Origin of the sequence: Neorhizobium vignae, assembly GCF_000732195.1 — a bacterium.
In the GTDB taxonomy this organism is placed as follows: Bacteria; Pseudomonadota; Alphaproteobacteria; order Rhizobiales; family Rhizobiaceae; genus Neorhizobium; species Neorhizobium vignae.
In genome coordinates this window covers 165365-188422 of the sequence record NZ_JNNU01000013.1, presented here as the reverse complement: position 1 = coordinate 188422, position 23058 = coordinate 165365, and the positions used below count along the sequence as shown (strand labels likewise).

General features: G+C 59.7%; 25 protein-coding genes. 12 read left to right on the top strand and 13 right to left on the bottom strand.

What is annotated here, in order from left to right; translation table 11 throughout:
- Nucleotides 1-1019: 1019 nt before the first annotated feature.
- The 4 genes from GQ59_RS22190 to GQ59_RS22175 form a co-directional block, all read right to left on the bottom strand.
- Entirely contained in the window at nt 1020-1319 is a 300-nt protein-coding gene (locus tag GQ59_RS22190) for a hypothetical protein (RefSeq protein WP_037085089.1), read from the bottom strand.
- Nucleotides 1316-1657, bottom strand: coding sequence for a hypothetical protein (locus GQ59_RS22185; protein ID WP_152564421.1), 342 nt, complete (start codon nt 1655-1657; stop codon nt 1316-1318). Before GQ59_RS22185 ends, GQ59_RS22190 begins: the two co-directional genes overlap by 4 nt.
- A gap of 627 nt (nt 1658-2284) precedes the next feature.
- Entirely contained in the window at nt 2285-2524 is a 240-nt protein-coding gene (locus GQ59_RS22180; protein WP_037085083.1) for an L-2-amino-thiazoline-4-carboxylic acid hydrolase, read from the bottom strand.
- 1390 nt (nt 2525-3914) lie between these two features.
- Entirely contained in the window at nt 3915-4427 is a 513-nt protein-coding gene (locus tag GQ59_RS22175; protein WP_051904138.1) for a helix-turn-helix transcriptional regulator, read from the bottom strand.
- 151 nt (nt 4428-4578) lie between these two features.
- Here GQ59_RS22175 and GQ59_RS22170 point away from each other — a divergent pair, with 151 nt between their 5' ends.
- The 5 genes from GQ59_RS22170 to GQ59_RS32055 all read left to right on the top strand — a co-directional run bounded on the left by GQ59_RS22170 (nt 4579) and on the right by GQ59_RS32055 (nt 7661).
- On the top strand, nt 4579-5292 hold the full coding sequence (locus GQ59_RS22170) for a CoA transferase subunit A (protein ID WP_037085081.1): 714 nt from the start codon (nt 4579-4581) through the stop codon (nt 5290-5292).
- Nucleotides 5292-5933 (top strand): 3-oxoacid CoA-transferase subunit B, encoded by a 642-nt coding sequence (locus tag GQ59_RS22165; RefSeq protein ID WP_037085079.1) that lies wholly within the window; start codon nt 5292-5294, stop codon nt 5931-5933. Before GQ59_RS22170 ends, GQ59_RS22165 begins: the two co-directional genes overlap by 1 nt.
- 333 nt (nt 5934-6266) lie before the next feature.
- Nucleotides 6267-6551, top strand: coding sequence for a type II toxin-antitoxin system TacA family antitoxin (locus GQ59_RS22160; protein WP_037085076.1), 285 nt, complete (start codon nt 6267-6269; stop codon nt 6549-6551).
- Entirely contained in the window at nt 6451-7065 is a 615-nt protein-coding gene (locus tag GQ59_RS22155; protein ID WP_084683255.1) for a GNAT family N-acetyltransferase, read from the top strand. Before GQ59_RS22160 ends, GQ59_RS22155 begins: the two co-directional genes overlap by 101 nt.
- Before the next feature lie 374 nt (nt 7066-7439).
- Nucleotides 7440-7661, top strand: coding sequence for a hypothetical protein (locus tag GQ59_RS32055; protein WP_152564420.1), 222 nt, complete (start codon nt 7440-7442; stop codon nt 7659-7661).
- Nucleotides 7662-7694: 33 nt separating this feature from the next.
- Here GQ59_RS32055 and GQ59_RS32390 read toward each other — a convergent pair whose 3' ends face one another.
- The 3 genes from GQ59_RS32390 to GQ59_RS22140 all read right to left on the bottom strand — a co-directional run bounded on the left by GQ59_RS32390 (nt 7695) and on the right by GQ59_RS22140 (nt 10289).
- Nucleotides 7695-8279 (bottom strand): hypothetical protein, encoded by a 585-nt coding sequence (locus GQ59_RS32390; RefSeq protein WP_037085073.1) that lies wholly within the window; start codon nt 8277-8279, stop codon nt 7695-7697.
- 473 nt (nt 8280-8752) lie between these two features.
- Nucleotides 8753-9268, bottom strand: coding sequence for a cyclase family protein (locus GQ59_RS22145; RefSeq protein ID WP_037085070.1), 516 nt, complete (start codon nt 9266-9268; stop codon nt 8753-8755).
- Between the two features lie 34 nt (nt 9269-9302).
- On the bottom strand, nt 9303-10289 hold the full coding sequence (locus GQ59_RS22140; protein WP_037085068.1) for a fumarylacetoacetate hydrolase family protein: 987 nt from the start codon (nt 10287-10289) through the stop codon (nt 9303-9305).
- A gap of 95 nt (nt 10290-10384) precedes the next feature.
- On the opposite strand from GQ59_RS22140, the gene GQ59_RS22135 reads away from it, so the two are divergent.
- The 6 genes from GQ59_RS22135 (at nt 10385) to GQ59_RS22110 (ending at nt 15491) form a co-directional block, all read left to right on the top strand.
- Complete coding sequence (locus GQ59_RS22135) at nt 10385-11320, top strand: ABC transporter substrate-binding protein (RefSeq protein ID WP_051904133.1); 936 nt, start codon at nt 10385-10387, stop codon at nt 11318-11320.
- A gap of 12 nt (nt 11321-11332) precedes the next feature.
- Nucleotides 11333-12052 carry a GntR family transcriptional regulator gene (locus GQ59_RS22130; protein WP_051904137.1) on the top strand — a complete coding sequence of 240 codons (720 nt, stop codon included), beginning with the start codon at nt 11333-11335 and terminating at the stop codon, nt 12050-12052.
- A gap of 2 nt (nt 12053-12054) precedes the next feature.
- On the top strand, nt 12055-12858 hold the full coding sequence (locus GQ59_RS22125) for an ABC transporter ATP-binding protein (RefSeq protein WP_037085063.1): 804 nt from the start codon (nt 12055-12057) through the stop codon (nt 12856-12858).
- Nucleotides 12855-13619, top strand: a complete 765-nt coding sequence (locus tag GQ59_RS22120; RefSeq protein WP_037085059.1) for an ABC transporter permease — start codon at nt 12855-12857, stop codon at nt 13617-13619. Before GQ59_RS22125 ends, GQ59_RS22120 begins: the two co-directional genes overlap by 4 nt.
- Nucleotides 13616-14383, top strand: coding sequence for an ABC transporter permease (locus tag GQ59_RS22115; protein ID WP_037085056.1), 768 nt, complete (start codon nt 13616-13618; stop codon nt 14381-14383). The genes GQ59_RS22120 and GQ59_RS22115 overlap by 4 nt, the downstream gene beginning before the upstream one ends.
- A 79-nt stretch (nt 14384-14462) precedes the next feature.
- Nucleotides 14463-15491 carry an MBL fold metallo-hydrolase gene (locus GQ59_RS22110; RefSeq protein WP_037085055.1) on the top strand — a complete coding sequence of 343 codons (1029 nt, stop codon included), beginning with the start codon at nt 14463-14465 and terminating at the stop codon, nt 15489-15491.
- A gap of 42 nt (nt 15492-15533) precedes the next feature.
- Here GQ59_RS22110 and GQ59_RS22105 read toward each other — a convergent pair whose 3' ends face one another.
- From GQ59_RS22105 to GQ59_RS22080, 6 genes are all read right to left on the bottom strand, one after another.
- The gene (locus GQ59_RS22105) at nt 15534-15821 is read right to left on the bottom strand and encodes a hypothetical protein (protein WP_037085053.1); all 288 of its coding nucleotides are present in this window, start codon (nt 15819-15821) and stop codon (nt 15534-15536) included.
- Nucleotides 15822-16136: 315 nt separating this feature from the next.
- The gene (locus GQ59_RS22100) at nt 16137-16913 is read right to left on the bottom strand and encodes an enoyl-CoA hydratase-related protein (protein ID WP_152564419.1); all 777 of its coding nucleotides are present in this window, start codon (nt 16911-16913) and stop codon (nt 16137-16139) included.
- A gap of 30 nt (nt 16914-16943) precedes the next feature.
- On the bottom strand, nt 16944-17372 hold the full coding sequence (locus GQ59_RS22095; protein ID WP_051904132.1) for a Zn-ribbon domain-containing OB-fold protein: 429 nt from the start codon (nt 17370-17372) through the stop codon (nt 16944-16946).
- Nucleotides 17365-18507, bottom strand: a complete 1143-nt coding sequence (locus GQ59_RS22090) for a thiolase family protein (protein WP_037085049.1) — start codon at nt 18505-18507, stop codon at nt 17365-17367. Before GQ59_RS22090 ends, GQ59_RS22095 begins: the two co-directional genes overlap by 8 nt.
- A gap of 22 nt (nt 18508-18529) precedes the next feature.
- Complete coding sequence (locus tag GQ59_RS22085) at nt 18530-20662, bottom strand: acetate--CoA ligase family protein (RefSeq protein WP_037085048.1); 2133 nt, start codon at nt 20660-20662, stop codon at nt 18530-18532.
- A 76-nt stretch (nt 20663-20738) separates the two neighbouring features.
- Nucleotides 20739-21830 (bottom strand): LacI family DNA-binding transcriptional regulator, encoded by a 1092-nt coding sequence (locus GQ59_RS22080; protein WP_037085046.1) that lies wholly within the window; start codon nt 21828-21830, stop codon nt 20739-20741.
- A 229-nt stretch (nt 21831-22059) separates the two neighbouring features.
- On the opposite strand from GQ59_RS22080, the gene GQ59_RS22075 reads away from it, so the two are divergent.
- Nucleotides 22060-23031: a Bug family tripartite tricarboxylate transporter substrate binding protein gene (locus tag GQ59_RS22075; RefSeq protein ID WP_051904131.1), complete on the top strand. Its 972-nt coding sequence runs from the start codon at nt 22060-22062 to the stop codon at nt 23029-23031.
- Nucleotides 23032-23058 lie beyond the last annotated feature (27 nt).

Below are 23058 nucleotides of genomic sequence, written 5' to 3'. Positions count from 1 at the left end.
TGAACCTGATCAGCAGCTTCCGCGTCGGCAACATCACGGTCGGCGCTTCCGCGCTTCACCAGGTCGGCCATCGCATGCGCCGAACTGGGTAAGAAGACGGCTACTCGTGCATGCAATCCGCGATGTCCTCCGGGTAGGCGCCGCCTGGCAGGAGCGGAATTCGTCATGAAGCTAGCCGCGCTGGACATTCTGGCAGCCCGTGCCCAAGGCTAGCATTGGCGATTGTCTCAGACTTGGTGTCATCGGAGGAGCGCGCTGATAATCGGCTAGTGCGCGTCCTCGAAAACTACACCCTCGATCCCGTCGACGTGTTCGCCGTTTATCCTAGCATCTCTCCGCTGGCTGGCGACCTTGTATCAGATCACTATCTGGGTCACATCTCCTTGCGAAACGGCAGGCTCGCATGACTTATTTACTATTCCAACTGATTTTCAGTTGTTTGGAAGACGGGAGCGTGGGCTTCCGGTTCTGTTCCTCGAGAGCTTAGGCCGGCAAAACATGCGGCCGGAATGCAAGAGGTTCATGCCTGTCGGCTGCCGGACCTCTGCTGTCGAGTCGCGTTATCGGTTAGCCGGGAAATTTGTTTTCAATGCCGCCAGTGAGCGACAGCGAAGTCTGGCGCCACTGCGATGGCGCGGCCATAGTCTGCCAATGCGTGCCGATAAGCCTCATATTCGCCCGGCGCGTTCAAATCGGCGCGGTCGAACAAAGCTTCGGCGAGATAGCGGCCTTGAAGGCCAGCCGCATTGACCAGTTGGTCACAGGCGCCTGCGTCCTGTCGTGCCGTCGCGAGATTACGCTTGCGTCGATGTCCGGTCCTGGGGACGTTTCAGCGCTGTGCTGCGGCAAACTTCGCGTAACGCCGCAGCTGACGTTGCGGTATCTTGTGAGACACGTTGGTCGACATCGCTCTGGGCGACGGCGGCGAACATCTCGGCCGATGCCACGAGTCCGGCAGCCAAGAACACGATAGATCGAAGATGAAGCGCCATCCACCCTTCCTATCCAGCAGATCGCTATCACACCGCAAACTTGAGTTGACCCGTCACTGCGCCCGTGACCAGCATGAGGCTGATGGAAGTCACTGCCGCGAGCAGGGCATAAATCAGCAGTCTGCGCTCGGCTCGAAACAAAGGATCGGTCATCCATCGGGTATTTCTGGAGAAGTTGCGGCCGGCGCGTTCGCCTAAGGGTAGGTTTCTGGTGTCGTCGCGCTGAAGCCTACGCATGCGGAAAACGATGCGGACATTCGCATATCCAATCAGGAGGCAGCTGGCAGCGAAAACGCAGACCAGGAACTCAAAAATAGAGGTTGTCATTGGCGGACCTTTTGACGCCGTGCCCCGGCTTGACTGGCGGCGAGGAAGACCGTGGCGATAACGATGAGCAACACGCCGTTCACGCTCAGAGGTAGGTCGGCAATTTCCACCAAGAACGACCCGAGCAGGAAGAGCAAAATTTCGAGCGCCGCGATAATCGCTGCAGCAGAATAAATCGCTGGTCGACCACGTGCAGGCTCTTCAAGTGCTTTCAGATGCAGGCGCACGTAGCCGAGAACGAAAACTGGGATGAGAACAGCAATTATCAGGCTTGCAGTTGCTTTGAGAGCTATTTCTGAAAGCTGCCAGTCTCCCCGCGTCAGAAGTATCAAAAGCATGAACGCGTATCCACCAGCGTAGCTGGAGAGGAAGATCGGCCATGTAAAAGATCGAAAGTACATCTAAATCTCGACGTGGTCCCCAGTTGCCGCTCGCACGGACGTGTTTAATCCAGAACAGGTTTACCGCCACGACCGCAGCAGCGGAAAGAATAATATACGCAGAGCTCAGAGTCAGTTGACAGCGGATATGGCGCCGACTCTTGTCGCCTCGACCGGTCTAGCCAGATTTCCTGTAAGCGAAAGGAAAAAGGTTGCGCTCCAAAGGAGCCATACTCCGTGCCACAGGCCTGGAACCCTAACACGCTCGCTCAGCGAGAGAAGAACATCTGTGCTTGCGAGGAGCGTTAAGACGATCACCGGCTTGGCTGCCGACCCGCCCGCTTTCAAAGCACCCGAAGCTCCCAGCCCTTCTACGAGACCGTAAGCCTGCAAGGCCGAAACGATTAGTACAACAAGCCGCGTCAAATAGTTGTCCAGGGAGCTATCGAATGGGGCGTGTCATGCGGCGCCGGGCACCATTGGAACATAAGTTGAATTGAAGACAGATCAGGCATTTCGTGGACGCGTGAATGAGAATGCTGGGGCTTCTCATTGTGGCGGATCGTTCTACGATTGGTCATCGGTTCAAAACCGGAAATTGCAATGGCTGTGACCTCCTGCGAGCGTGGTCGTGCGCTGTAGTTCAACACCGCGAATTCCGTAGCTATCCTTGTCCATGGCGCAGATGAACGGCAGAAGGTCGCGGTCACCGACCGCATTGCAAAGCTTGCAGAAACCGGACTCGGTATAATTCAGCCCGAATTCGAAAGGCTTGCCTTCTTCGGGCGGAGCAGATCGTCGAGGTCGACGCGCAAGGCCTGACAAGCAATGTCCTGTCGAATTTTTCCTATAAAAGCTTACCGAGGCCAATTTTTCCTCTGGATCGTGATGTCACCTGGCAGCCTGACGAATGCAATAACGTGTCCGCTCACTGCCGGGACACTTGTTCAAGTGCTACCCGATCATGAGGGGGCCGTTTAGTCCGATGAACGTGATTTATCCTCTCGGGCGACAGCCCACCGCCAAGATGCAGAGCTTCGTAGAAGCGCTAGTGGCCGAATTTGGAAAGGTCGAGGCCACCAAGACAAGTCAGGAGTTCTGACAACCGGTGAGTTCCGCGGATAACGAGTGAACAAACTGGGTCGTTGGTTCCGAAGTCTCGCGAATTTCAACGCAAACCACATGGGTACCCGCCCATCGTGAGACAGGGTCGGGAGAATGAAGTGACCGACGTCGAACGGGAGTTTTTACTATTCTGAGACAGCCAGATCGTAAACCCACCTGCGTCTCCCGTGAGCATATCAGCCCTGCCGCGATACGTTGCGCTGTCATCCCCCGTGGAATTACCGCCTAGCTGATCGTGTCACGGTGAACGGTTACGGTTGGTTAACTATGCTCGGCCACTGTTATCTTACCGACGCGGTTCTCCTCCCTCCGCTGTCGAAGAAAACCTGGGCCGTGAGACATCGTCTCCGGCCCTTTTTTACGTACTTCGGCGCCGAGGCGCTCCAAGGTGGTCGAGTTGACCAGCCAACTGGCCGCCAGAACGGAGATACATCAAGTCTGGCGGAGCGCTCCGCGGTGTGATCAGGTGATTGATAATAAAAACAGTCCGATAGCGGTATGGCTGTCGGCAGTCGCCATTCCGGTGGTTTGCGCTCAGATAGACGCGACATCCGGACCCTCAGTGAGCGGTGGAGGCTACGATCTTGGTCCGTTTTTTTATTCATGGCTGGGAGGCTATCCCCAACTGCTCGACATCATCTCAACGCTACGGCTCCGGACTGGGCCGATCGTGGCATCCGCGCGAAGGGACGAAGCGCTGTTGGGCCGATCTTCAACAACGGGGTTCGCATCCACGGTGACGTGATTGAGGCTGTGGCCTAAAGGGACCGGGCTGCCGCAAGACGGGCCAGCAATCTCTACATCAGGTCGTCGCATCTGTCGTTCAGGCGTTTTTACAACCTTGCCTCAGGCGGCGAGGACACGGCAGACGGCTGAACGATACTCTCCTCCAAATCGGCCGAAGCGCGACTCCTCGCCCGGACCCGCCATCCGCCTGGTCAAAATTCTCTCGCCGCAGACATTCCACGTGGTCTCGATCGGCACAAGGACGCGCTGCCCGGATCCAAGGTCGCACAGCGACGTGATGCCGATTACAAACACCGGACCCGAGCGGCCGTTGCGGCTGGTCCACCGACTTCCTCGAACGTCATCATTGCCGTCTTTGGCCCGCCGTAAACCAGGCTACCAGCTCGGCCGAATTTCGCACGCCAACGGCCTGCATGAGCCGCGCACGATGAGATTCTATGGTGCGTCTCGAAAGACCGAGTTCGCCCGCGATCATCACGTTGCTCTTTCCCTGCGCCACCAGGGTGATGATCTGGTGCTGCCGATCGGTGAAGGCCGGGCCGGAGCTCTTGATCGGCCGGTTGATCGGCTGAAAACAATAGAGTGCTTCGGCAAACGGATCGCCCAGGTGGTGGCTCCGGCCGTTCACCCTGCACCAGAAGCGCCCGCCATCCCCCCTTGTCATAATCCGCTCATCATAAAAGACCTTGCCAGCTGGCAGATGACTGCGCCACAAGTGACCAATGCGCACAAAGTCTGCGATCTTCGGATAGAGACGAGCAAAACTCGTATCCAGGATCTCTTCCCGGCGAAGGCCAAAAAGGGTTGCGAATTCGACGTTACAATCACGAATGATTCGATGCCTTGCATAAACCATGGGCACCGGCATGTCGGCCAGCGAAAATCGATGGCTCTGATCCGGATCCGTAATCGGTGCTGGAGCGCTGGACATGCAGTATTAATACGGCTAGCCGCCATGGTCGATCAAGACTTAGTTTTGCATGAGCGCAATTCCGTGGGAGGTCAGGATGCGAAAGATAGTATCAAGCGCCGCAGAGGCGCTGGCAGGCGTTTTGCAGGACGGCATGGTGATCATGTCGGGAGGGTTCGGGCTTTGCGGGATACCCGAAACCCTGATTGAGGCCGTCAAACTGTCCGGCGTCAAGGACCTCACTGTCATCTCGAACAATGCTGGCGTTGATGGAATAGGCCTCGGTCTTTTGTTGGAAACGCGCCAGATTCGGAAAATGATTTCGTCCTATGTCGGCGAGAACAAGCTCTTCGCCCAACAGTTTCTTTCCGGTGAACTCGAGCTCGAGTTCAATCCGCAGGGTACGCTTGCTGAACGGATACGAGCAGGCGGCGCGGGGATACCGGCCTTCTTTACAAAGACCGGTGTCGGTACCATCATTTCGCAGGGCAAGGAGATCCGGGAGTTCGGCGGCGAGCAATATGTCATGGAAATGGCGCTGATGGCAGACGTATCGCTTGTCCACGCCTGGAAAGGCGACACGGAAGGCAATCTCGTCTATCGCAAGACGGCCCGGAATTTCAATCCGATGATGGCGACCGCGGGCAAGTTCACGGTTGCCGAAGTCGAGCATCTTGTCGACGTCGGCCATATTGACGCCGACCATATCCATACGCCGGGCATCTTCGTGTCAAAAGTTCTTCACGTTCCCAATCCCAACAAACATATCGAACAGCGGACGGTGAGATCCGTACAGACGGAGGCATTGTAATGGCCTGGACACGAGATCAAATGGCCGCGCGCGCAGCGCGTGAGCTTCAGGACGGCTTCTACGTCAACCTTGGCATCGGCATCCCAACGCTGGTGGCCAACCATATTCCGAATGGGATCAATGTCGTCCTGCAGAGCGAAAACGGCATGCTCGGCATCGGCCCTTTCCCGCTCGACAACGAAGTCGATGCCGACCTCATCAATGCTGGCAAGCAGACCGTCAGCGAACTGCCGATGACAAGTTTCTTTTCGTCCGCTGACAGCTTCGCGATGATCCGCGGCGGTCATATCGACCTGTCGATCCTGGGCGCCATGCAGGTGGCCAGCAACGGCGACCTCGCGAACTGGATGATCCCGGGCAAGATGGCCAAGGGAATGGGCGGGGCGATGGACCTTGTCGCCGGGGTCAAACGTGTCGTTGTACTGATGGAGCACGAGGCCAAGGGCGAGTCGAAGCTTCTGCCCGAATGCGATCTTCCCCTCACGGGCAAGCGCGTCGTCGACCTCGTCGTCACTGACCTGGGCGTATTCACCATTGCAAGGACGGGGGCTCCGCAAATGGTGCTGGTGGAAATCGCCGAGGGGGTGACCCTTGAGGAAATCAAGGCGAAGACCAAGGCTGACTTCAGGATCGGTCTCTGATCGGCGCCTTTGGTCATTCATCCCGCGACGTATTCGCCCGACGGTTCTTTGGTGTTGCCTATGTCGCTCTGTGAAACCCGCACGCCACGGCGCAGCGCGATCTCCTTCGGAACGGTGCCGTACAATGCACCGCATTGACGAATTGAACACTGTTCCACAGCCAAAACACCTGTTCGCGGTAGTCAACATCCCATCGCCAGCCGGGGCAACATTGCCCTCGGCCTCGCTCCGGCGACAGCAACAGCCCGCATCCGGGCAGCTCCGATGTTGCGGGGAAATGCAAATTCCATTACCTGATTGGTCCGCCAGACAGCATGCCATCAGGAGCTTATCATGCCCTCAGCACTCCCTCGAAAGGAAATACCAGTGTCGATGCGTCTTCGGGCTGAAGACTTGGCAATCATCGATCAAGGCGCCGTCCTGACCGGGCTTTCGCGGACCGAATTCCTGAGGCGTGCCGCAGTTCAGGAAGCACAAGCGACAATTCTAAATCAGACGATAATTCGTCTCTCGCCCGATGCTTTTGACGCCTTCGTCGCCGCAGTTGAAGCCTGTCCCGCTCGGCCGCCTGTCGAGGTCGCCAGACGTCTCGGGCGCAAAGCGCCGCGCAAGGACTGAGGTCTTGGCGCTCTCAAAGATCGAGCCGCTGGCAGGGCGCCATCGACTCGGGGCCTTTTCTTGCGGCAAACCTCAGCTTGATGCTTGGCTAACTGCATTTGCCCGTTCAAACCATCACCTCAAATTCACCAGAGCATTCGTTGTCTGCGACAGCGATACCGTCATCGGCTATTATGGTCTAGCGCCAACCGTGGTCGTACCCAATCTCGTCAATCGCACGAAGCTCATGAGCGAGGCCCCTGTACAGATTCCATGCCTGATGATAGGCCAATTGGCTGTGGATCAGCGATATAGGGGGCAAGGACTAGGCACTGCGCTTGTGAGGGACGCGTTCCGGCGCTCCCTTGCCGGATCCGATCTAGTCGGCGCTAGCGCCCTCGTTGTCCGAGCTATCGATGAGGACACACAACTATTTTGGCAGAGCTGGGGTTTCAAAGCTTCTCAGGTCAACCTATCAATTCTGGTCCGATCACTGAGCGATATCAGAACCTGGCTCCGCGATTATTCACTTTAACACCCAGCCACTACCCTTGTGTTCGCCATATTCTCATCGTTGATGAGGGCATCGCCAAGCGATGCCCAGGCGTGCCGATCGGCATCAACAAGTTCTGATTACCAGACCCTCGCACCGGAAATCTGCGGCTTCCGGCGGCTTGGTCCGCGTCGGCACGATTGGAGAGAGGAACTTGCCGAAAACAGCGCGGGCACCTCGGATCGCGCCGGACCTCACGCTTAGGGTTCCGTGGCATCGGGGATGCCTGCACCGGATAGCTTCGAACGTCGGCGGTAGGAGCAAAAACAACCTGAACTGCTTCGTGCTCATTTGGGCTCGTTGCGCAGTCTTGCGATTACCCGGGGATCGCTGGTACAGCAGGTTCAGGTCATGAGGTGTTATTCCGCGAAAAAAATCATCGTAATTTTACTGTCGAGTACAACACCGGCCGGCGCAAAGCAGAGCGCAAGCCAAATTCGATATGGGGAGACCTCGATCTGAAAGCGGTGGCTCGGCAGGCAAACGAGGCGGTCTTTTCGTTGCCGGGCCAGCGCGACGAAGCTGCCGACGTTAATCAGTCGACGACAGCGCAGGACATGTCGACAGCACCTATTTGACACCTGCGATGGCAAGGCAGAACAATGCATTGGTCACAGAGGAGATCTCATGCCCGACGAAAACGAGAACAGCGAAAGCCGCGAACCATCAAATCCGCCAGGCAGGTGGATCCGTCGCAGGTCGGCACCGATGCGATAGCTGGAAAACCGAGACGCGGCCGCGAAGCCAGCACGATCGCCGCTGCAAGTCCTGAAAAAAGCAAGCCTCTCATGCGCACGCGCACGACGACAGATGCTGCACGGACCACCCCGGTGGGTCCTATCGACGGCATTGCGGAGCTTCTGCAACTCGAAGAAGAAAATCGCGGCCTGCGAAACCGGCTTTCCGAAAAGCTTCGGGCCGAAAATGCGGATCTGCGAAAGCGACTCCATTTCGGTTGACGGCAGAAGGCATGCCCACTTCGCCGCGATCGTCATGTTGGCGAGGTCAGCCCGGCCGACTGGTTCGCGCTCGCTTCGAGTATAAAAGTCTCGGACAGGTGTGCGGTCTCCCGCCACATCGATTTCTGCGTCGGGCCCATCCAGTCTCTCAACCAGATATTTGTCGAGATCCGGGGTCTCCGACCGCAGGGTCAGTCTTTGCCTAATGGATTCCTTGCGGGCCTTGAGGACGAACAAAAAGCTGCTTCCCGCACCCACTAGATCAGGTCAAGCTCGCCATCGAGCGAGCGAAACTGCCGGTCCTGCGCCAGACGCCGAAGGCACGGCGAAATCGCTCATGACTTCGCCCTCCAGAAGCCGGGCAACAAATGGAAGACGTTCCTCCATCACCAGAAACTATTTCCATGGTATCGACACCTCCCGCAAAATGCGAAATATATTACCATATCTCCGCTACATAACATCATCCCTATCTCTCAGGTCGGGCATTTCCGCAAGGTCTGACAAAGGAAAACGAGGCCGCCCCAGAGCTTGAATGGCGTCAGCCTCGTTGACCGACCCGTTAACGATGCCCTGCGCACCGGCTGTTTTTGGGTTGACGCGCTCCAGGATTCCATCGATTTCCGTCCGTTCTACGAAATCAAGACAGGGTCCTGCTGCAAAATGCCCGCGTTGAAGGCGAAAGCTTTCGGGTTTCGGCTCTAACGGTATCATCCCTCGATGATCGCGACGGCGCGGCACCATCCCGCGGAGGCTTTTTCGATCTTCACCGGGAAACAGCTGATGGTGTAGCCGGTCGGCGGCAGGTGTTCGAGATTGTGAAGCTTCTCGATATGGCAATAACCGATTTCGCGGCCGGCTTTGTGGCCTTCCCAGATCAGCGAAGCATCCCCCGTTTCCTTGTATTTCTTCGCCGTATGGACGAAGGGGGCATCCCAGCTCCAGCCATCGGTGATGCGCCAGGCGAGCTCGCCCCTGTTCATGGTGGGGTGGTAATGCCAAGGCGCGTCAAGATGGGTGCCGTTATGGGTCGAAAGAGTGATCTTCTCAACCGCCCAGCCTGCGCCGTCGGGTAAGTCCTCGGCCTTGAGGCCGGGGAAGAAGGAAAGGATCTGTTCGAGGCTCTCCTTGTGATCCACATAGGTGACGGACGGGATCTGGATCGGTGGATCGGCCGGAATGTCGTTCGCGATCGGAACCGACAGGTCGATGATTTGGCGCGGCATGTTTTCCTCCTTGAGATGATAGGTATGGCGGGCCTCAGCCCGCCTGCCTCACGACCCTGTTTTGCAGGATGCCGATCTTCTCGAATTCCAGCTCGACGACATCGCCGTCATTGAGGAATATCCCTGTTTCCAAGCCGCATCCATTGCCGATCGTGCCCGAGCAGATCACCTCGCCGGCATGGATCGTCTCGTCCATCGACATATGGACGAGCATCTGTTCGAAGTTGAACAGCATGCCGGCCGTCGTGCTTTCGCAGCGGGTTTCGCCATTAATCCGCACGGATGCCTTCAGGGAATAGGGATCGGTGATTTCGTCCCTGGTGACGATCCAGGGTCCGATCACATTGCCGCCGTCGAAGCTCTTGCCTTTTCCGGGGCCGAGCCAGCCGGGCATTTCCATGCTCTGCTGGTCGCGCGCCGAAAAGTCGTTGAAGATCGTATAACCGAAAATATGGTCGCGGGCGTTTTCAGGGGTGATGTTGGCGCCCGTCTTGCCGACCACGATCCCGTATTCGAGTTCGTAATCCATGACCTTCGAGTAGCGCGGCCAGGCCACGGTGGATCCCGGTGCGCCGACGATCATCCGGTTGGTGACGTAGTAGATCGGCAACTGACGATAGACCGGCGCAAGCGGTGCAAGCGGCTCGGCGTCGATTGCTGCAAGTTCCTGCGCATTATCAGCCGCCACCAGACGCCGCATGCCGCGCCCTGACTGCCGGATATGTGTCTCGTAACTCATGCAGTCACGGATCTGTCGCGGTTGCGGGATGGGCGCCATCAATTCCACGGAACCTATGGCAAGGGTGAATTCCGGATCGGCGGCATGAGCGGAAAACAGCTGACTGGCCTTTTCGAGCGCCGGAGGACCGCCGTCGATCAGGTCGAGCATGGACCGGAACAGGGTAGAGCCGCCATCCTGCTTTGCGGCTGCTGCCGTCAGATCGAACAGGCGCGAGTCGCCATCATGAACGATGCCGATATGAGCCGATCTGTTCGGCGTGCGGAAAGTTGCAAGTTTCATGGCCTCCTCCAGCTTGCGAATATATATATTTTGTGATTGTATCGATATTTGAAATGGACCCGAATGGGAAGCGGGATTTTGTGGGAGGAATGAAAATGAAGAATATGACGAAGGCCGCGCTGGCCGCGACGGCGCTTGTTTCCATGTGGGCAGGTGATGCCGCCGCCCAGACCAAAATCAGCATCGGCTGCACGGCGACGACGGATTGCGCCTCCTCGGCTGTCGCACTGCAGGAAGGCATTTTCAAGAAGAACGGCCTTGACGTGACGATGGTGCTGATCGGCATCAACTCGACGATCCCGGCGGCTCTACTATCGAATTCGCTGCAGATCGGCGGGCCGACGCCGCCGACATTCCTGCAGGCGGTGGATGGCGGGCTTGAGCTTGTCGCGGTCGCCGGCGCGAGCGCCACGGCGCCCAGCACTGTTGATACGGTCGCAGTCGTCGCCACGGCAGCCAGCGGCATCAAGGGTCCGAAGGATTTTGTCGGCAAGAAGGTCGGCTCGCCGGGCATCGGCGCCTTCCTTCAGGTTCTGTTCTCTAAATGGCTTATCGAGAACGGTGTGGATCCGAAAAAGGTGAATTTCGTCGAGGTCGGCTTTCCGACCATGAACGACGCGTTGAAATCCAATGCGGTTGATGCGGTCATTACCGCCGAGCCGATCATGTCGCGCATCATCGCCAGCGGCACCGGCACGGCCGCCGGTTATTTCCTGGAAAAGCTGCCGGAGCGTCGTCCCCAAATCCTCTATTCCTCGACAAGGGCCTGGGCCGATGCCAATGCTGCGGCGCTGAAGGCCTTCCGCACGTCGATCGAAGAGGGCGCTAAGATCGCCAATGAAAACCCGGACAAGGGCCGCAAGGCGATCGCCGACTTCACCAAGATCCCGATGGATGTCCTGTCGAAGCAGAAGCTGACCACCGCCGACGCGAAGATCGACAAGGAACAGCTCGACTGGTGGGTCTCGACGATGAACGAACAGAATATGCTGCAAGGAAAGCCCGATACGGCAGCGCTGATCCAGAAGTGATTGAAGCCGGGAATGATTGAAGCAAATCCGAAGTCCGGTCTTCTCGGTGAAGCCGCGCTCGTCTCCGACACGCTGAGCGAGCGGGCGGCGGCCCTCATTGAAAACGACATCCTGTCCGGCATCTGGTCGCCGGGTGAGCGTCTGGGCGTTCAGGCCTTGACCGAGCGTTACGGCATCGGCGCGACGCCGGTTCGGGAAGGCCTGTCCCGGCTCGTGTCCCGCGGGCTCATTTCCGCCGTCGGACAGAAGGGCTTCCGCGTCACGGATGTCTCGGAGGCCGATCTTTCGGATATCACGCTGGTCAGGACCACCGTCGAGACGGCGGCCCTGCGGCTGTCGATCCGGAACGGCGACGACGACTGGGAAGCCGGCATTCTGTCGGCGCTCCATCGGCTCCTGCGCTCAGTGGAGCGCGATCCAGAGACAATGCGCGAAGGCACGCCGGAATTCGATCGCCTGCACAAGGCGTTCCACCGATCGCTGTTGGAAGCCTGCGGATCGGACCGACTTCTGCGCCTGCATGACGATCTTTATTATCAGGCCTATCGATACCGCCGGGTGATGATGCGGCGTCTGGCACCGCATCATCACGCCATCATGGAAGCACATAAGTCGCTCGCCGATATCGTGCTGTCACGCAATCTGGAAAAGGCGGAAGCCGAACTCGCCAGCCACCTCGCGACCAGTCTTGAGGTCGTCTACGGCGAGCAGGCTCCAGCAGTGGAGACATGAACATGGCGGCCGCAGCCAATATGACCGCAATCGAGAACGACCGTCCACCGACGGTGATCAGTTTCGACACGATCAGCCTGTCCTATGGCAATCGTGTCATCATTTCCGACCTCAGCCTGGATGTCGGTCGCGGCGAGATCGTTTGCATCATCGGCCCTTCGGGCTGCGGCAAGACGACCGCCCTGCGCATGGCAGGCGGGCTCGTGCGCCCGAGCGCCGGCAGCGTCAGGCTGAGGGGCGCGCCGCTGACGGCGCCCCGCCAGGACGTCGCCATCGTTTTCCAGGATTACGGCAAGGCTCTGCTTCCCTGGCGTACGGCCTCGGCCAACGTATCGCTGGCGATGGAGGCCGCGGGAGTGCCGCGCGACCAGCGCCAGGCGCGCATTCCACCGCTTCTGGCCAAGGTCGGCCTTGCGGGCCACGGCGACAAATACCCGTCGGAAATGTCGGGCGGCATGCAGCAGCGCATCCAGATCGCCCGGTGCCTGGCACAGGATCCCGCCGTCCTTCTGATGGACGAACCTTTCGGCGCGCTGGACGCCATGACGCGGCAGGGCCTACAGGACGAGATGTTGTCGCTGGTGGCGGAAACCGGAACCACGGTATTTTTCGTCACCCACGATCTGGAAGAGGCGGTTTATCTCGGCGACCGTGTCGTCGGCCTTCTGCCAAATCCGGGCCGCGTCGGCATCGATCTCAAAGTTTCCTTGCCGCGCCCCCGCAACCAGCTCGAATCCCGCGAAATGCCCGAATTTCTGCGGCTGCGTCGCGAACTCTTCGATTTCATCGAAAAGGCGGAGCGATGAACAGCGACTGGTGGAAAGGCCTAGTCGTTCCAGCGGTGCTGCTGGGTCTCGCCGAACTCGCCATGCGCTTCCACGGCAGCGTTTCGATGTCGCTTGCCGCTCCGACCGATATCGTCATCGCCTTCGGCCGCGTCCTGTTGAATGGCTCGCTTCTGGCCGCGACGGGTGGCACGCTGGTGTCGGCCGGCGCCGGCCTGATCTTCGGCGGCTTTATCGGCTTGCTGCTCGGAATCCTGTTCGGCCTATTGGCAATCGTCGATCGGGTGATGGAGGTCACGATCGAGGCGATCCGCCCCATCCCCTCAGTCGCAGTTTTGCCGATCGCAATGCTGATCTTCGGTTTCGGATACCGGATGGAGATCGCCATCGTCGCTTTCTCCTGTCTCTGGCCCGTCATGATCATGACCCGGGCAGCGGTGGGCGGTATCGAGCCGCGGCTTCTGGAAGTGTCGCGGGCACTCCGGCTGTCGGCCGTCGACCGGGTGATCAAGGTCGTCCTGCCGGCGGCCCTGCCGCGCATCATGGTGGCATTCCGGCTTGCGGCCGGCATTGCCCTGGTCGTTGCCGTCACCGTCGAAATCGCCGTCAATCCACTGGGACTGGGGTATGGGATCCTCGTGGCGCAGCAGGCACTACAGCCGGATGTGATGCTCGCCTATCTCGTCTGGATCGGCGTGATCGGATGGGGATTGAACGTATTGCTGTCGCTGGCGCAGAACCGGCTGTTCGGACGGGCCGGCCAGGTGGAGGTGGTGCGATGAAAGCGTGGCGTATTCTCTGGCTGGCACTCAGCTTCCTCGTCGCGATCCTGTTCGTCTGGGGCTGGCAGATGCTAGCCGACTACCGGATCGTCAGCCCGGTCTTTCTTCCGGGGCCGGACCGCGCCTGGCGTTCGCTGACGCTGGGGTTCACGACCGGCGATCTCGGGATGAAATTCCTCTCCACGGTGGAGCGCATGTTCTGGGGCTGGCTGATCGCCTCGCTTCTCGGCATTGTGCTTGGTGCGGCGATCGGCACATCGCCGCGGCTGCGTACCTATCTCGCGCCAACCCTCGAATTTCTGCGCCCGTTGCCGGCGTCCGCAACCATTCCGGTCGCGATCGCCATGCTCGGCCTGTCCGATGGCATGGTGCTTTCCGTCATCGCCTTCGGCGCTCTCTGGCCGGTTCTCCTGGCGACCATTCACGGCTTTGCGGCGGTTGAGCCACGACTTTACGAGGTGGGGCGGGCGCTGCGGCTTTCGCGGCCTGCGGTCATCTTCAAGATCGCGCTGCCATCCGCCAGCCCCGATATTCTGGCCGGCATGCGGCTTGGCCTGACCGTCGCCCTCATCCTGTCGGTCGTCTGCGAGATGATTGCCGGACGAGACGGGCTCGGCAACTGGATCCTTCTGTCCGCCCGCTCGTTCCGGGCGCCGGACCTTTATGCCGGCGTGATCCTGCTCGGTGTCCTGGGCTATGGGACATCCGTCATCCTCGCGGCCGTGGAGGGGCGGCTTCTGTCGTGGCGAAAACGCGCGCGATAGCGCTGCCGCAGCCTTGCCCGCAAACCTGATGTCGACCGGCCCTTGGCCCTGACGGAAGCCTGTTTTTGGAGGAAGAAATATGGGAAAATGGCAATATACCAAAGGTCTTCACGACCTCGGCAACGGGTGCTGGGCCTATCTGGTGCCGGACGGTTCCTGGGGCTGGAGCAATTCTGGTCTGATCACAGATGGCGATGCCTCGCTTCTCGTCGATACGTTGTTCGACCTGAAACTGACGTGCGAAATGCTGGAAGCGCTGCGTGCCTCGATCCCGGCATCCTCCTCTATCGACATTCTGGTCAATACCCATGCGGATGGTGACCATACGTTCGGCAACCAGCTTGTCACCGGAGCGCGCATCATCGGCACGCAGGGCACGGTTGACGATTTCGCCCGCTTCGATCCGGCGGTGCTCGAAAATGTCTGTCTGAATGCAGAAAAATTCGGCACCGCCGGCGTGTTCATGCGTGAGTGTTTCCGCCCCTTCGATTTCTCCGGTATCAAACTCACGCCGCCGACCGAGACGTTTTCGGGCATGCTCGATATCATGGTGGGCTCGAAGAAGGTCCAACTCATTGAGGTCGGCCCGTCGCATTCGCTCGGCGATGCGCTAATCTATGTGCCGGAAGACAAGGTTCTCTATACCGGCGATATCCTGTTCACGGATGGCACGCCCATCGCCTGGTATGGACCGGTCCGGCGCTGGATCGATGTGTGTAACCGGGTTCTCGACATGGATGTGGAGACGATCGTCGCCGGCCACGGTCCGATCTCGACCAAGGACGATGTCAGGCGGATGTGCGATTATCTGAACCACGTCTCCGAACAGGCGCGGCCGCTGCACGAAACCGGCATCGATTACCTGCAGGCGGCCTACAAGCTCGATCTTGGCGAATACCGCGACTGGAACGATGCGGAACGGGTCGTGGTCACCATGCAGACCCTGTTCGACGACATGGACAATGCACCGGAGCGGCCGGTGCGTGTGCCCATGCCCTATTTCAGCGAAATGAAGAGTTTTCGCCACCATCTGGGGCGTGGGCCGGTGCATGAGGCCTATTGCAAGGCCTGCGAGCAGGCCAAGGGTTTTGCGGCTTCTGTCGCGTGATGGGGACGCCGCCGGTTTCGACGCAAACCGGCGGCGTCTTTCTCAGATGGCGATTTCTTGTGCGAGACCGGCACGAATCGCCCGTTCCAGCCATAGTGCCGGGTTCATCGGGCAGTCCTCACCGGCTGTCGTTTGGCAGTTAACGGTGAGATTGCGGTCGTTGCCCGCGCGGCACGGTAGTCGAGGGTCGAATGCGAAAGGGGCGTTGTGACCGAGCCAGCCGGAAAGGGCGGGGCGGACGCCGACGCTCTCGCTGTCGTCCATATGGAAGCTGAAGGTGGCGTCTTGCGTTTGCTTATCTGCGAGCGCCTCAGGACGAAGATCGGTCAACGGGTCTGCCTCGGACTTGATGCGCGTAATCTAGAGGCCGGTGGAGCCTATCCCGCATCGGCCCGTATGATGAGGATAAGCAATACGTCTAGACGCTATGCTGCCTCCCACACCTTGTTGGGTATCCGCGCGGCCGAAGTGGCCTTGCCCTGCGGCAGGAAGCATCCATAGCTTTGCTGCATCACATCGGGTGTATTCTATATCGGGTAGGTTGCCTGCTTGGCGGTTTCGATCACGCGGATATGCATAAATCTTCGTCCTCCGTTGCTGACCGAGGTACAATAAGGGTTTTAGGTGCTCCTCTCGATATCCGCGTTAGCGGTTCTTCCAGACAGGTTTGCGCTTTTCGGCAAAGGCACGCGGCCCCTCGATGAAATCCTCGGTGCCGGTCAGGTTGGAATGTATCGGGTAGACGGTCCTGATGGCCTCCTCCAGTGTCGGCTTGTCCATCGAGGCATACACGGCCTCCTTGGCGGCACGCACGGCAATGGGCGCCTGTTCCAGAATCTGGTCGGCCCAGGAGAGGGCCGCATCCAGCGCCTTTGACGTCGGGACCACCTCGTTGACGAAGCCGAGCCTGCGCCCCTCTTCCGCCGTGACCCTTCGTCCGGTCAGGATAATTCCCAAGGCTTCCTTTTGCGGGATGATGCGCGGCAGCCGCTGAACGCCGCCACCTGAGGCAATCATGCCCACCTTGCCTTCCGGCAGGCCGAAGTAGGCGTTCTCCGTCGCGATAATCAGGTCGCAGGCCAGCGCCAGTTCGAACCCGCCGCCCAGCGCCAGGCCGTTGACGGCCGCGATTACCGGTTTTGCAAGATCGAAACGCATGGCGAGCCCACCGAAACCGGTTTGAGGCCGCGGCCCTCGTTTGCCGGCGGCCTGGGCCTTCAGGTCATTACCGGCCGAAAAGGCCCGGTCGCCCGCTCCGGTTATGATGCCGATCCACAGATCGTCATTCTCGGCGAAATCATTCCAAACAGCCTCCAGCTCGTGGCTCGCCTCGCGGTTCAATGCATTGGCCACTTCCGGCCGGTTGATGGTGACGATGCGGATATGTCCGCGATCTTCGACCTTGCTGTAAACCAACTCCATCCCATTTACTCCCATTGTCTTGCCCCGAATTCAGGTCGTCGGCGGCGCCCAGTGAATGAGGGTCATTTCCCCACTCGGCCCCGCCGGCACGAAGCGGCCTTCCAGCGCCATGCCGATCGCCAGTTGAGACGGCTCGACGTCGACGACATTGCCGATGACGCGTACATTGGAAGGTTCATCCAAGGTGACGAACCCGACCGTATAGGGCGTGTTGGAAAAGCCCTTCGCGGTCGCGCGTCCGACCGTCGTATGAGTATAGAGTGTTCCCCGTGGCACCACCTCCACCCATTCCAGGCCTGTGGACCGGCAGCTTTGACAGGTAACGCGGGGCGGCCAGCGATGCGTCCCACAATCGCCGCATTTCTGGATTTTCAGCTTTCGTTCGCGCGTAGCTTCCCAGAACGGCGCGAAGTTGGGATCGGTCAGGTCTGGCACCGGAATTTGGTCGAAATCAAACATGTTTTCCTCCAAGAACTGCGAAACTGCCGTCGCCCAGTTGGCCCCAGCCGGTCACGGCAACAAGCCGGGCGTTTTGCACCTGGCGGGCGCCGCATTCGCCGCGCAACTGCCGAACCGCCTCGACGACATGATTGAGGCCCGCCTGATGCGCCTCGGAAAGCATGCCACCATGGGTATTGATCGGGAGCTTTCCGCCCAGGCGGATACCGCCATCGGCGATCAGCGTGGCAGCTTCGCCGTGTCTGGCAAAACCGGCCTCTTCGATCTGATGCAGCACCTCGAAGGTGAAGCAGTCGTAGATCATGGCGGCGTCCATGTCCTCAGGGCCGACGCCCAGGTCCGCCCACACATCGTTGGCTGCCTGGGTAAGTCCTATTTCCAGGAATGGCTCCCGGTTGGATGTGTCGTCGGGAGAGTTTCCTTGCGCCTCGGCAACCGAGAGAATGCGGATATCGCGGCCGTCATTGCGGGCCGAAACGATCACGGCGCTCGCGCCATCCGTTTCAAGGCAGCAATCGAACAGCGTATAGGGATCGGCGATCAGCCGGCCGGCGAGATAATCCTCCATGGTTAGCTCACGGCCATACATCTGGGCCCCGGGGTTCAGATTGGCATGCGCCCGCGCGGCAATGGCGATTTCGCCAAGGGTGCGTCGGTCGAGCCCGTATTCGTGCTTGTAGCGCTGGCACAGCACTGCATAACGCTGAGCCGGGGTGTTAATCCCATAGACATGCTCGAGATGGCGCCGGAACGGTTGACCGGGGAGAAACGAAGGTCGATCCGCCTTGCGTGCTCCGGAGCTTCCCTTCAGCCCGCGAAACAGCAGCACATGCCTGGCCGCCCCGCTCATTACCGCCATGGAGGCGATGCGCAGGGCTGAAACGGCGCTGCAGCCGCCCATGTCGACCGTCGTGCGAAAGCGCGGACTTAGCCCCAGCTCGGCCTGGATGACGTCATCGCCAACATGGCCAGGATAGGGAATGATGCCGTCGATCTGCCTGGGGTCGATCCCGGCGTCGGCGGCTGCGGCTAGCACGGCCTCAATTGCCAGCAGTTCGGCTGACCCATCCGCCTTCCTGCTGTATCGTGTATTGCCGACCCCGATGATCGAGGCTCCGTTGTCTCCACCCGGCACTTGTTTTCCTCCCTTTACCGCTTCAATTCCAGACGACCCGTGCGTCGACGATGGATATGTGGTCCCCCGACACCATCACCGGGTTCAGATCGACCTCTTGCAATGCCTCGCCCTTCTCCTCTGCCCACCGGGCGAAGGCCTCCAGAAACGACAGCAGCGCCTCCCGATTGGCGCCGAGCTGTCCGCGATAGCCGTCCAACAGCGCATTCACCCTATTATTTCTTGACAAAAGATCGCTCAGCATCGCTCGTGTCGTCGGCAGCACCGTTGCGGCGACTTCGCTATGAAGTTCGGCAAGGGTTCCGCCCAGCCCGGTGACGAGAACCAGCCCAAAGGATGGGTCGCGCTTGATGCCGACAAGCAGTTCGATGCCGCGCTCCATCTTCTGAACCAGCACGCGGACATGATTTAACCGCAGGCGATGGGCGATATCCTCGAACGCCGCGGCGGCGGCCTCCACCGCCTTCATATCCTTCAGGCCGACAGCGACACCACCTTCATCGGATTTGTGGTTGAGGTCTGGCGAACTGAGCTTGAGCACCACCGGGAAACCGATCCGTGACGCAGCTGCACCGATCTCCCCAGAATCCAGCGAAGCGACCACGTCGAAAGCGGCACAGGGCAGGCCCGCCTCCTTAAGGTCGCTCAAGGCTTCTGTAACCGTCCAGTGGCCCGAACCGCCAGCCGTGCGCGGGGCAGCGGCGGGTGCCTGTGCCAGGACGTCGATCAACTCCGCTGCCTGTGCCACGTCCCTCTGGTTCTGGCTGAATTTGGCGCAGGCCTCCGCGGCCGCCACGGCGAGGGGGAGGTCATGAAAAGCCGGGACGGAGGCCCGGTCAAAAGTCTTGTGCACGACATCCGTCATCCCGACCCAGGCGACGAAAACGTCCTGGGTGACGGCATCGGCACCCCTGACAATAGCCTCCGCGACCGCCTGCGCGAACACACCACCGGCACCCATCGAGATGAAGATCGTGTCGGTGCCCTCGTCCTTTGCGATTGTGGTGATTGCCTTGGTCATCTTGTCGGGGTTGCGCCACACACCGCCGAGGTCGGCGGGATTATGGACGCCCGGCTGCCCGGTCGCCTCCATCAGCGCCGCGGTCGTCACCGCGGAGAAGCCCGGCAGTTCCCAGCCCATTGAGTATATCTGGTCCGCCCCAAGCGAAGCGGCGCCGCCCGACACCGAAAGCAATGCAGCCCTGCGGTTGCGGGGAAGGTTGTTCCGGCGCGTTGGCCTTTGGGACAGCGTCCGCGCCGTGGCGAAGAATTCGACAAAGCCCTCGGTCTCGATGATGCCGGTTTCACGAGCGAGACCGGAAAACACCTCCCGTGTTCCGGCAACGCGTCCGGTGTGGGAGGCGACGGCCTCACGGCCCTTGCCCGATTTGCCGACCTGCAGCATTGTCACAGGCTTGCCGGCTATTCTTGCGCCTAGTGCGGCACGGCGGAAGGCGGCGCCGTCACTAACCCCTTCCAGAAACAACATGATCGATCGGACTTCCGGGTCATCGACCATGGCTTCCATCAACGGCTCGATGCCGGTCGCGCTTTCGTCTCCCGTGCTGATCATCCAGGAGAAGCCGACGCTCGAATCGCCGAACCATTGCAACATGGCCGAGAGGGTGGCGCCGCTTTGTGAAAGGCAGGCAATGCTGCCGGGAGGAACCCGGCCGTTAGCCGTGCCGGATGCGAAACTTCCATTCAGACTAAGCATGCCGTTCATCACGCCCATGGAGTTTGGCCCGATAATCCTCATGCCGGAGGATCTTGCGATCTGCGCAACCCGCTCGCGAAAAATGCGCCGTTCGTCTTCGTTGCCGCTCTCGGCGGTCACGACCACCGCCGTCGCAACGCCCATTCCGGCAGCCTCCTCGAGGGTCGGGATCACGAACTTTGTCGGCGTTACCACGAAGACGAGATCCGGCGTGGTCGGCAGATCCGAGAGAGAGCTGTAGACCGGCAGTTCATGGAGCCTGGTCCCGGCAAGGCGTGGGTTGACGGGGTAGATCTGCGCCCTTGCGCCACCCTGCACCAGGTTTGCCAGCACGCGAGCGCCATAATAGTTGCCGCCCTCCAGTTCCGATGCGCCGGCGACCGCAATAGCCCTTGGGCTCGATAGGGCTGTCCGGATCTTGGACGAATTCGAGATCATGGGATATCACCAGTTCTGTTCAGACAACGTTGTCTTGCCTTACGGGCGCTTCGCTCCGGTGTCAAGAACGCCTGCTTCATGATTGTGCGTTTTCGCGGGCTCCGAAAGGCGCCATGTCTTGTGGCACAACGCCGTCAAGTCGGGAGAAGGACTCTCTCAGGACCAGCGAATGGGGGATGACTTCGCCCGGGGCGTGAGCGGCCGAGGGGTCGTGGGAGGCAATGAAATCCAAGGCTGCCCGCCCCGCCTGATCGAAATTCATTTCCACGGTGGTCAGTGCCGGGGTGCAGAGCGTGGCAAGCCTTGTATTGCCGAGTCCCATGACGGAAATCCGTCCCGGAATGTCGATGCCTTCCGCACGCAGATGGTTGATTGCGCCGAAGGCAATGGCATCGGACCCGCAGATCAGGGCCGTGAAATCGGGGTTGCGCGTCAGCATTTCGGCGGCACCCAGCGCACCCGCCTCGGGCGTGGATTCGATGTTGGCAATGGCGTAATCCACCGAGCAGCCGGAGAGGTGGCTCGTCATAGCCTGCATGCGAAGCTTGGTCATCTGGTTGCGGGCAGGACCCAGCAAAATGCCGATCTTTGTATGGCCGTTTTGCACGATAAACTGGGCCTTTGTCAGGCCTATGGCTTCGTTATCCGCTGAGAAAACAGGGACTTCGATGTTCCGGGGCATGAGCGACGTGATTATCGTGCCGGCACGCTTCAACTCCTCGACGGTCTCCGCCAGTGCCTCATGATGCGTCCACTGATCAAAGCCGCCGCCGGCTAAAATTATGCCGTCGACCCGGTATTCCAGCAATTTCCGCAGGTATTTGATTTCCAACAGGGGATCGCGCTGCATGTTGCAGACCATGGCGAATGTGGAGTGGGCGGTTTCGGCGCGCTGGGTAACCGTTTCCGCTATCATGCCGTAATGGGCGTCGAGCATGTCGCCGATGACAAGGCCCACGACCCCTTGCTTGCCGCCACGTAGGCGTCGCGCCACAAGATTGGGGACATAACCGAGGGATTTTGCCGCAGCGTCCACCTTTTCCTTGAGCTTGATGTCCACCGGGTAGCCGGATTTGCGCAACACGCGCGCGGCCGTGCTCACGGAAACGTCTGCCGCTTTGGCCACGTCGACCAATGTCGGGTTTCTCGGTTCTCTTTCATCCGCCATCTCGTTGCTTTTCCATCCCCTTGTGCAGCCGTCGTCACGTAACGCCGCAGATTACACATAATAGCATCTAAAACATCATAGACAACGTTGTCCTGCTTCGCTAGTGTTCTCTCCTGGCAAGCTACTGACGGAGGGAGCGTCGGGAGATTTCCAAGGGTTCGGTGCTTCGTGGCGTAGCGATGCTACCCGGATGCACGGCGACACATGCTCAAATCGGGAGGAGGAGCCAATGAAACAGATTATCCGCGCTTTGGGGCTGAAGGCGGCTTTCGTAGTTGCATTAGGGGTATCGGGCGGTACCGCCATGGCCCAGGAATATCCGACGCAACCCATCAAATTCATCATTCCCTATGCTCCGGGCGGCGGCACGGATGCGGCGGCTGCGGTATTTTCCGACAAGCTCTCGCAGATGCTGGGTCAACCGATCGTCAAGGAAAACCATCCCGGCAGCAATTCCGTGATCGGCACCGCCTTGCTGTCGCAGGCCAAGCCGGACGGCCACACCCTGATGGTGGTGACGGGGGCGATCGCCAACAACCCATTCTTGTACGCCAATCTTCCCTACGACACCAACAAGCTGGTCCCGGTGTCTATCCTGACCTCGTATCCTTTTGTTCTCGGCGTCCGAAGCGACTTGCCTTTCAAGGACATGAGGGAACTGATCGCCTATGCCAAGGCCAATCCCGGCAAGTTGACGGCGGGTTCTTCAGGCCGTGGCTCCGGCGCCCAGCTGGCCCTGGGGCTGCTGAACAGCACCGCCGGCATCGAGATCCGTGAGATCCCCTTCAAGGGGGCTGGCGAAAGTCTCAACAACGTCGCCGGTGGGTTTGTCGACATGGTGCTTTCCGGTTACGAGACAGTGCGCCCCTTTGCCGAAGGCGGCAAGATGAAGTTCTTCGCCCATACCGGCACCGGCGAGATGGGCACGGAGAAGATCCCGCCCATCGCCGACTCCGTTCCGGGCTACGAGTACCAGAATTGGCTGGCACTGATCGCCCCTCCGGAAACGCCATCTCAGATCACCGACAAGCTGAATAGCGCGCTGACGAAGATCTTTGCGGAAAAAGAGGTGAAGGATCGACTGGCCGGCCAGAACATCCAGGGCATCGCAAGCACGGCCGCCGAGGCAAAACCCTATCTCGAAACGGAGATGGCGAAGAGCAAGACCATCATCGAGAATATCGGCCTGAAGCCCGAGTAAATCGTGACCGGAAGAGGCCGGGCCGCG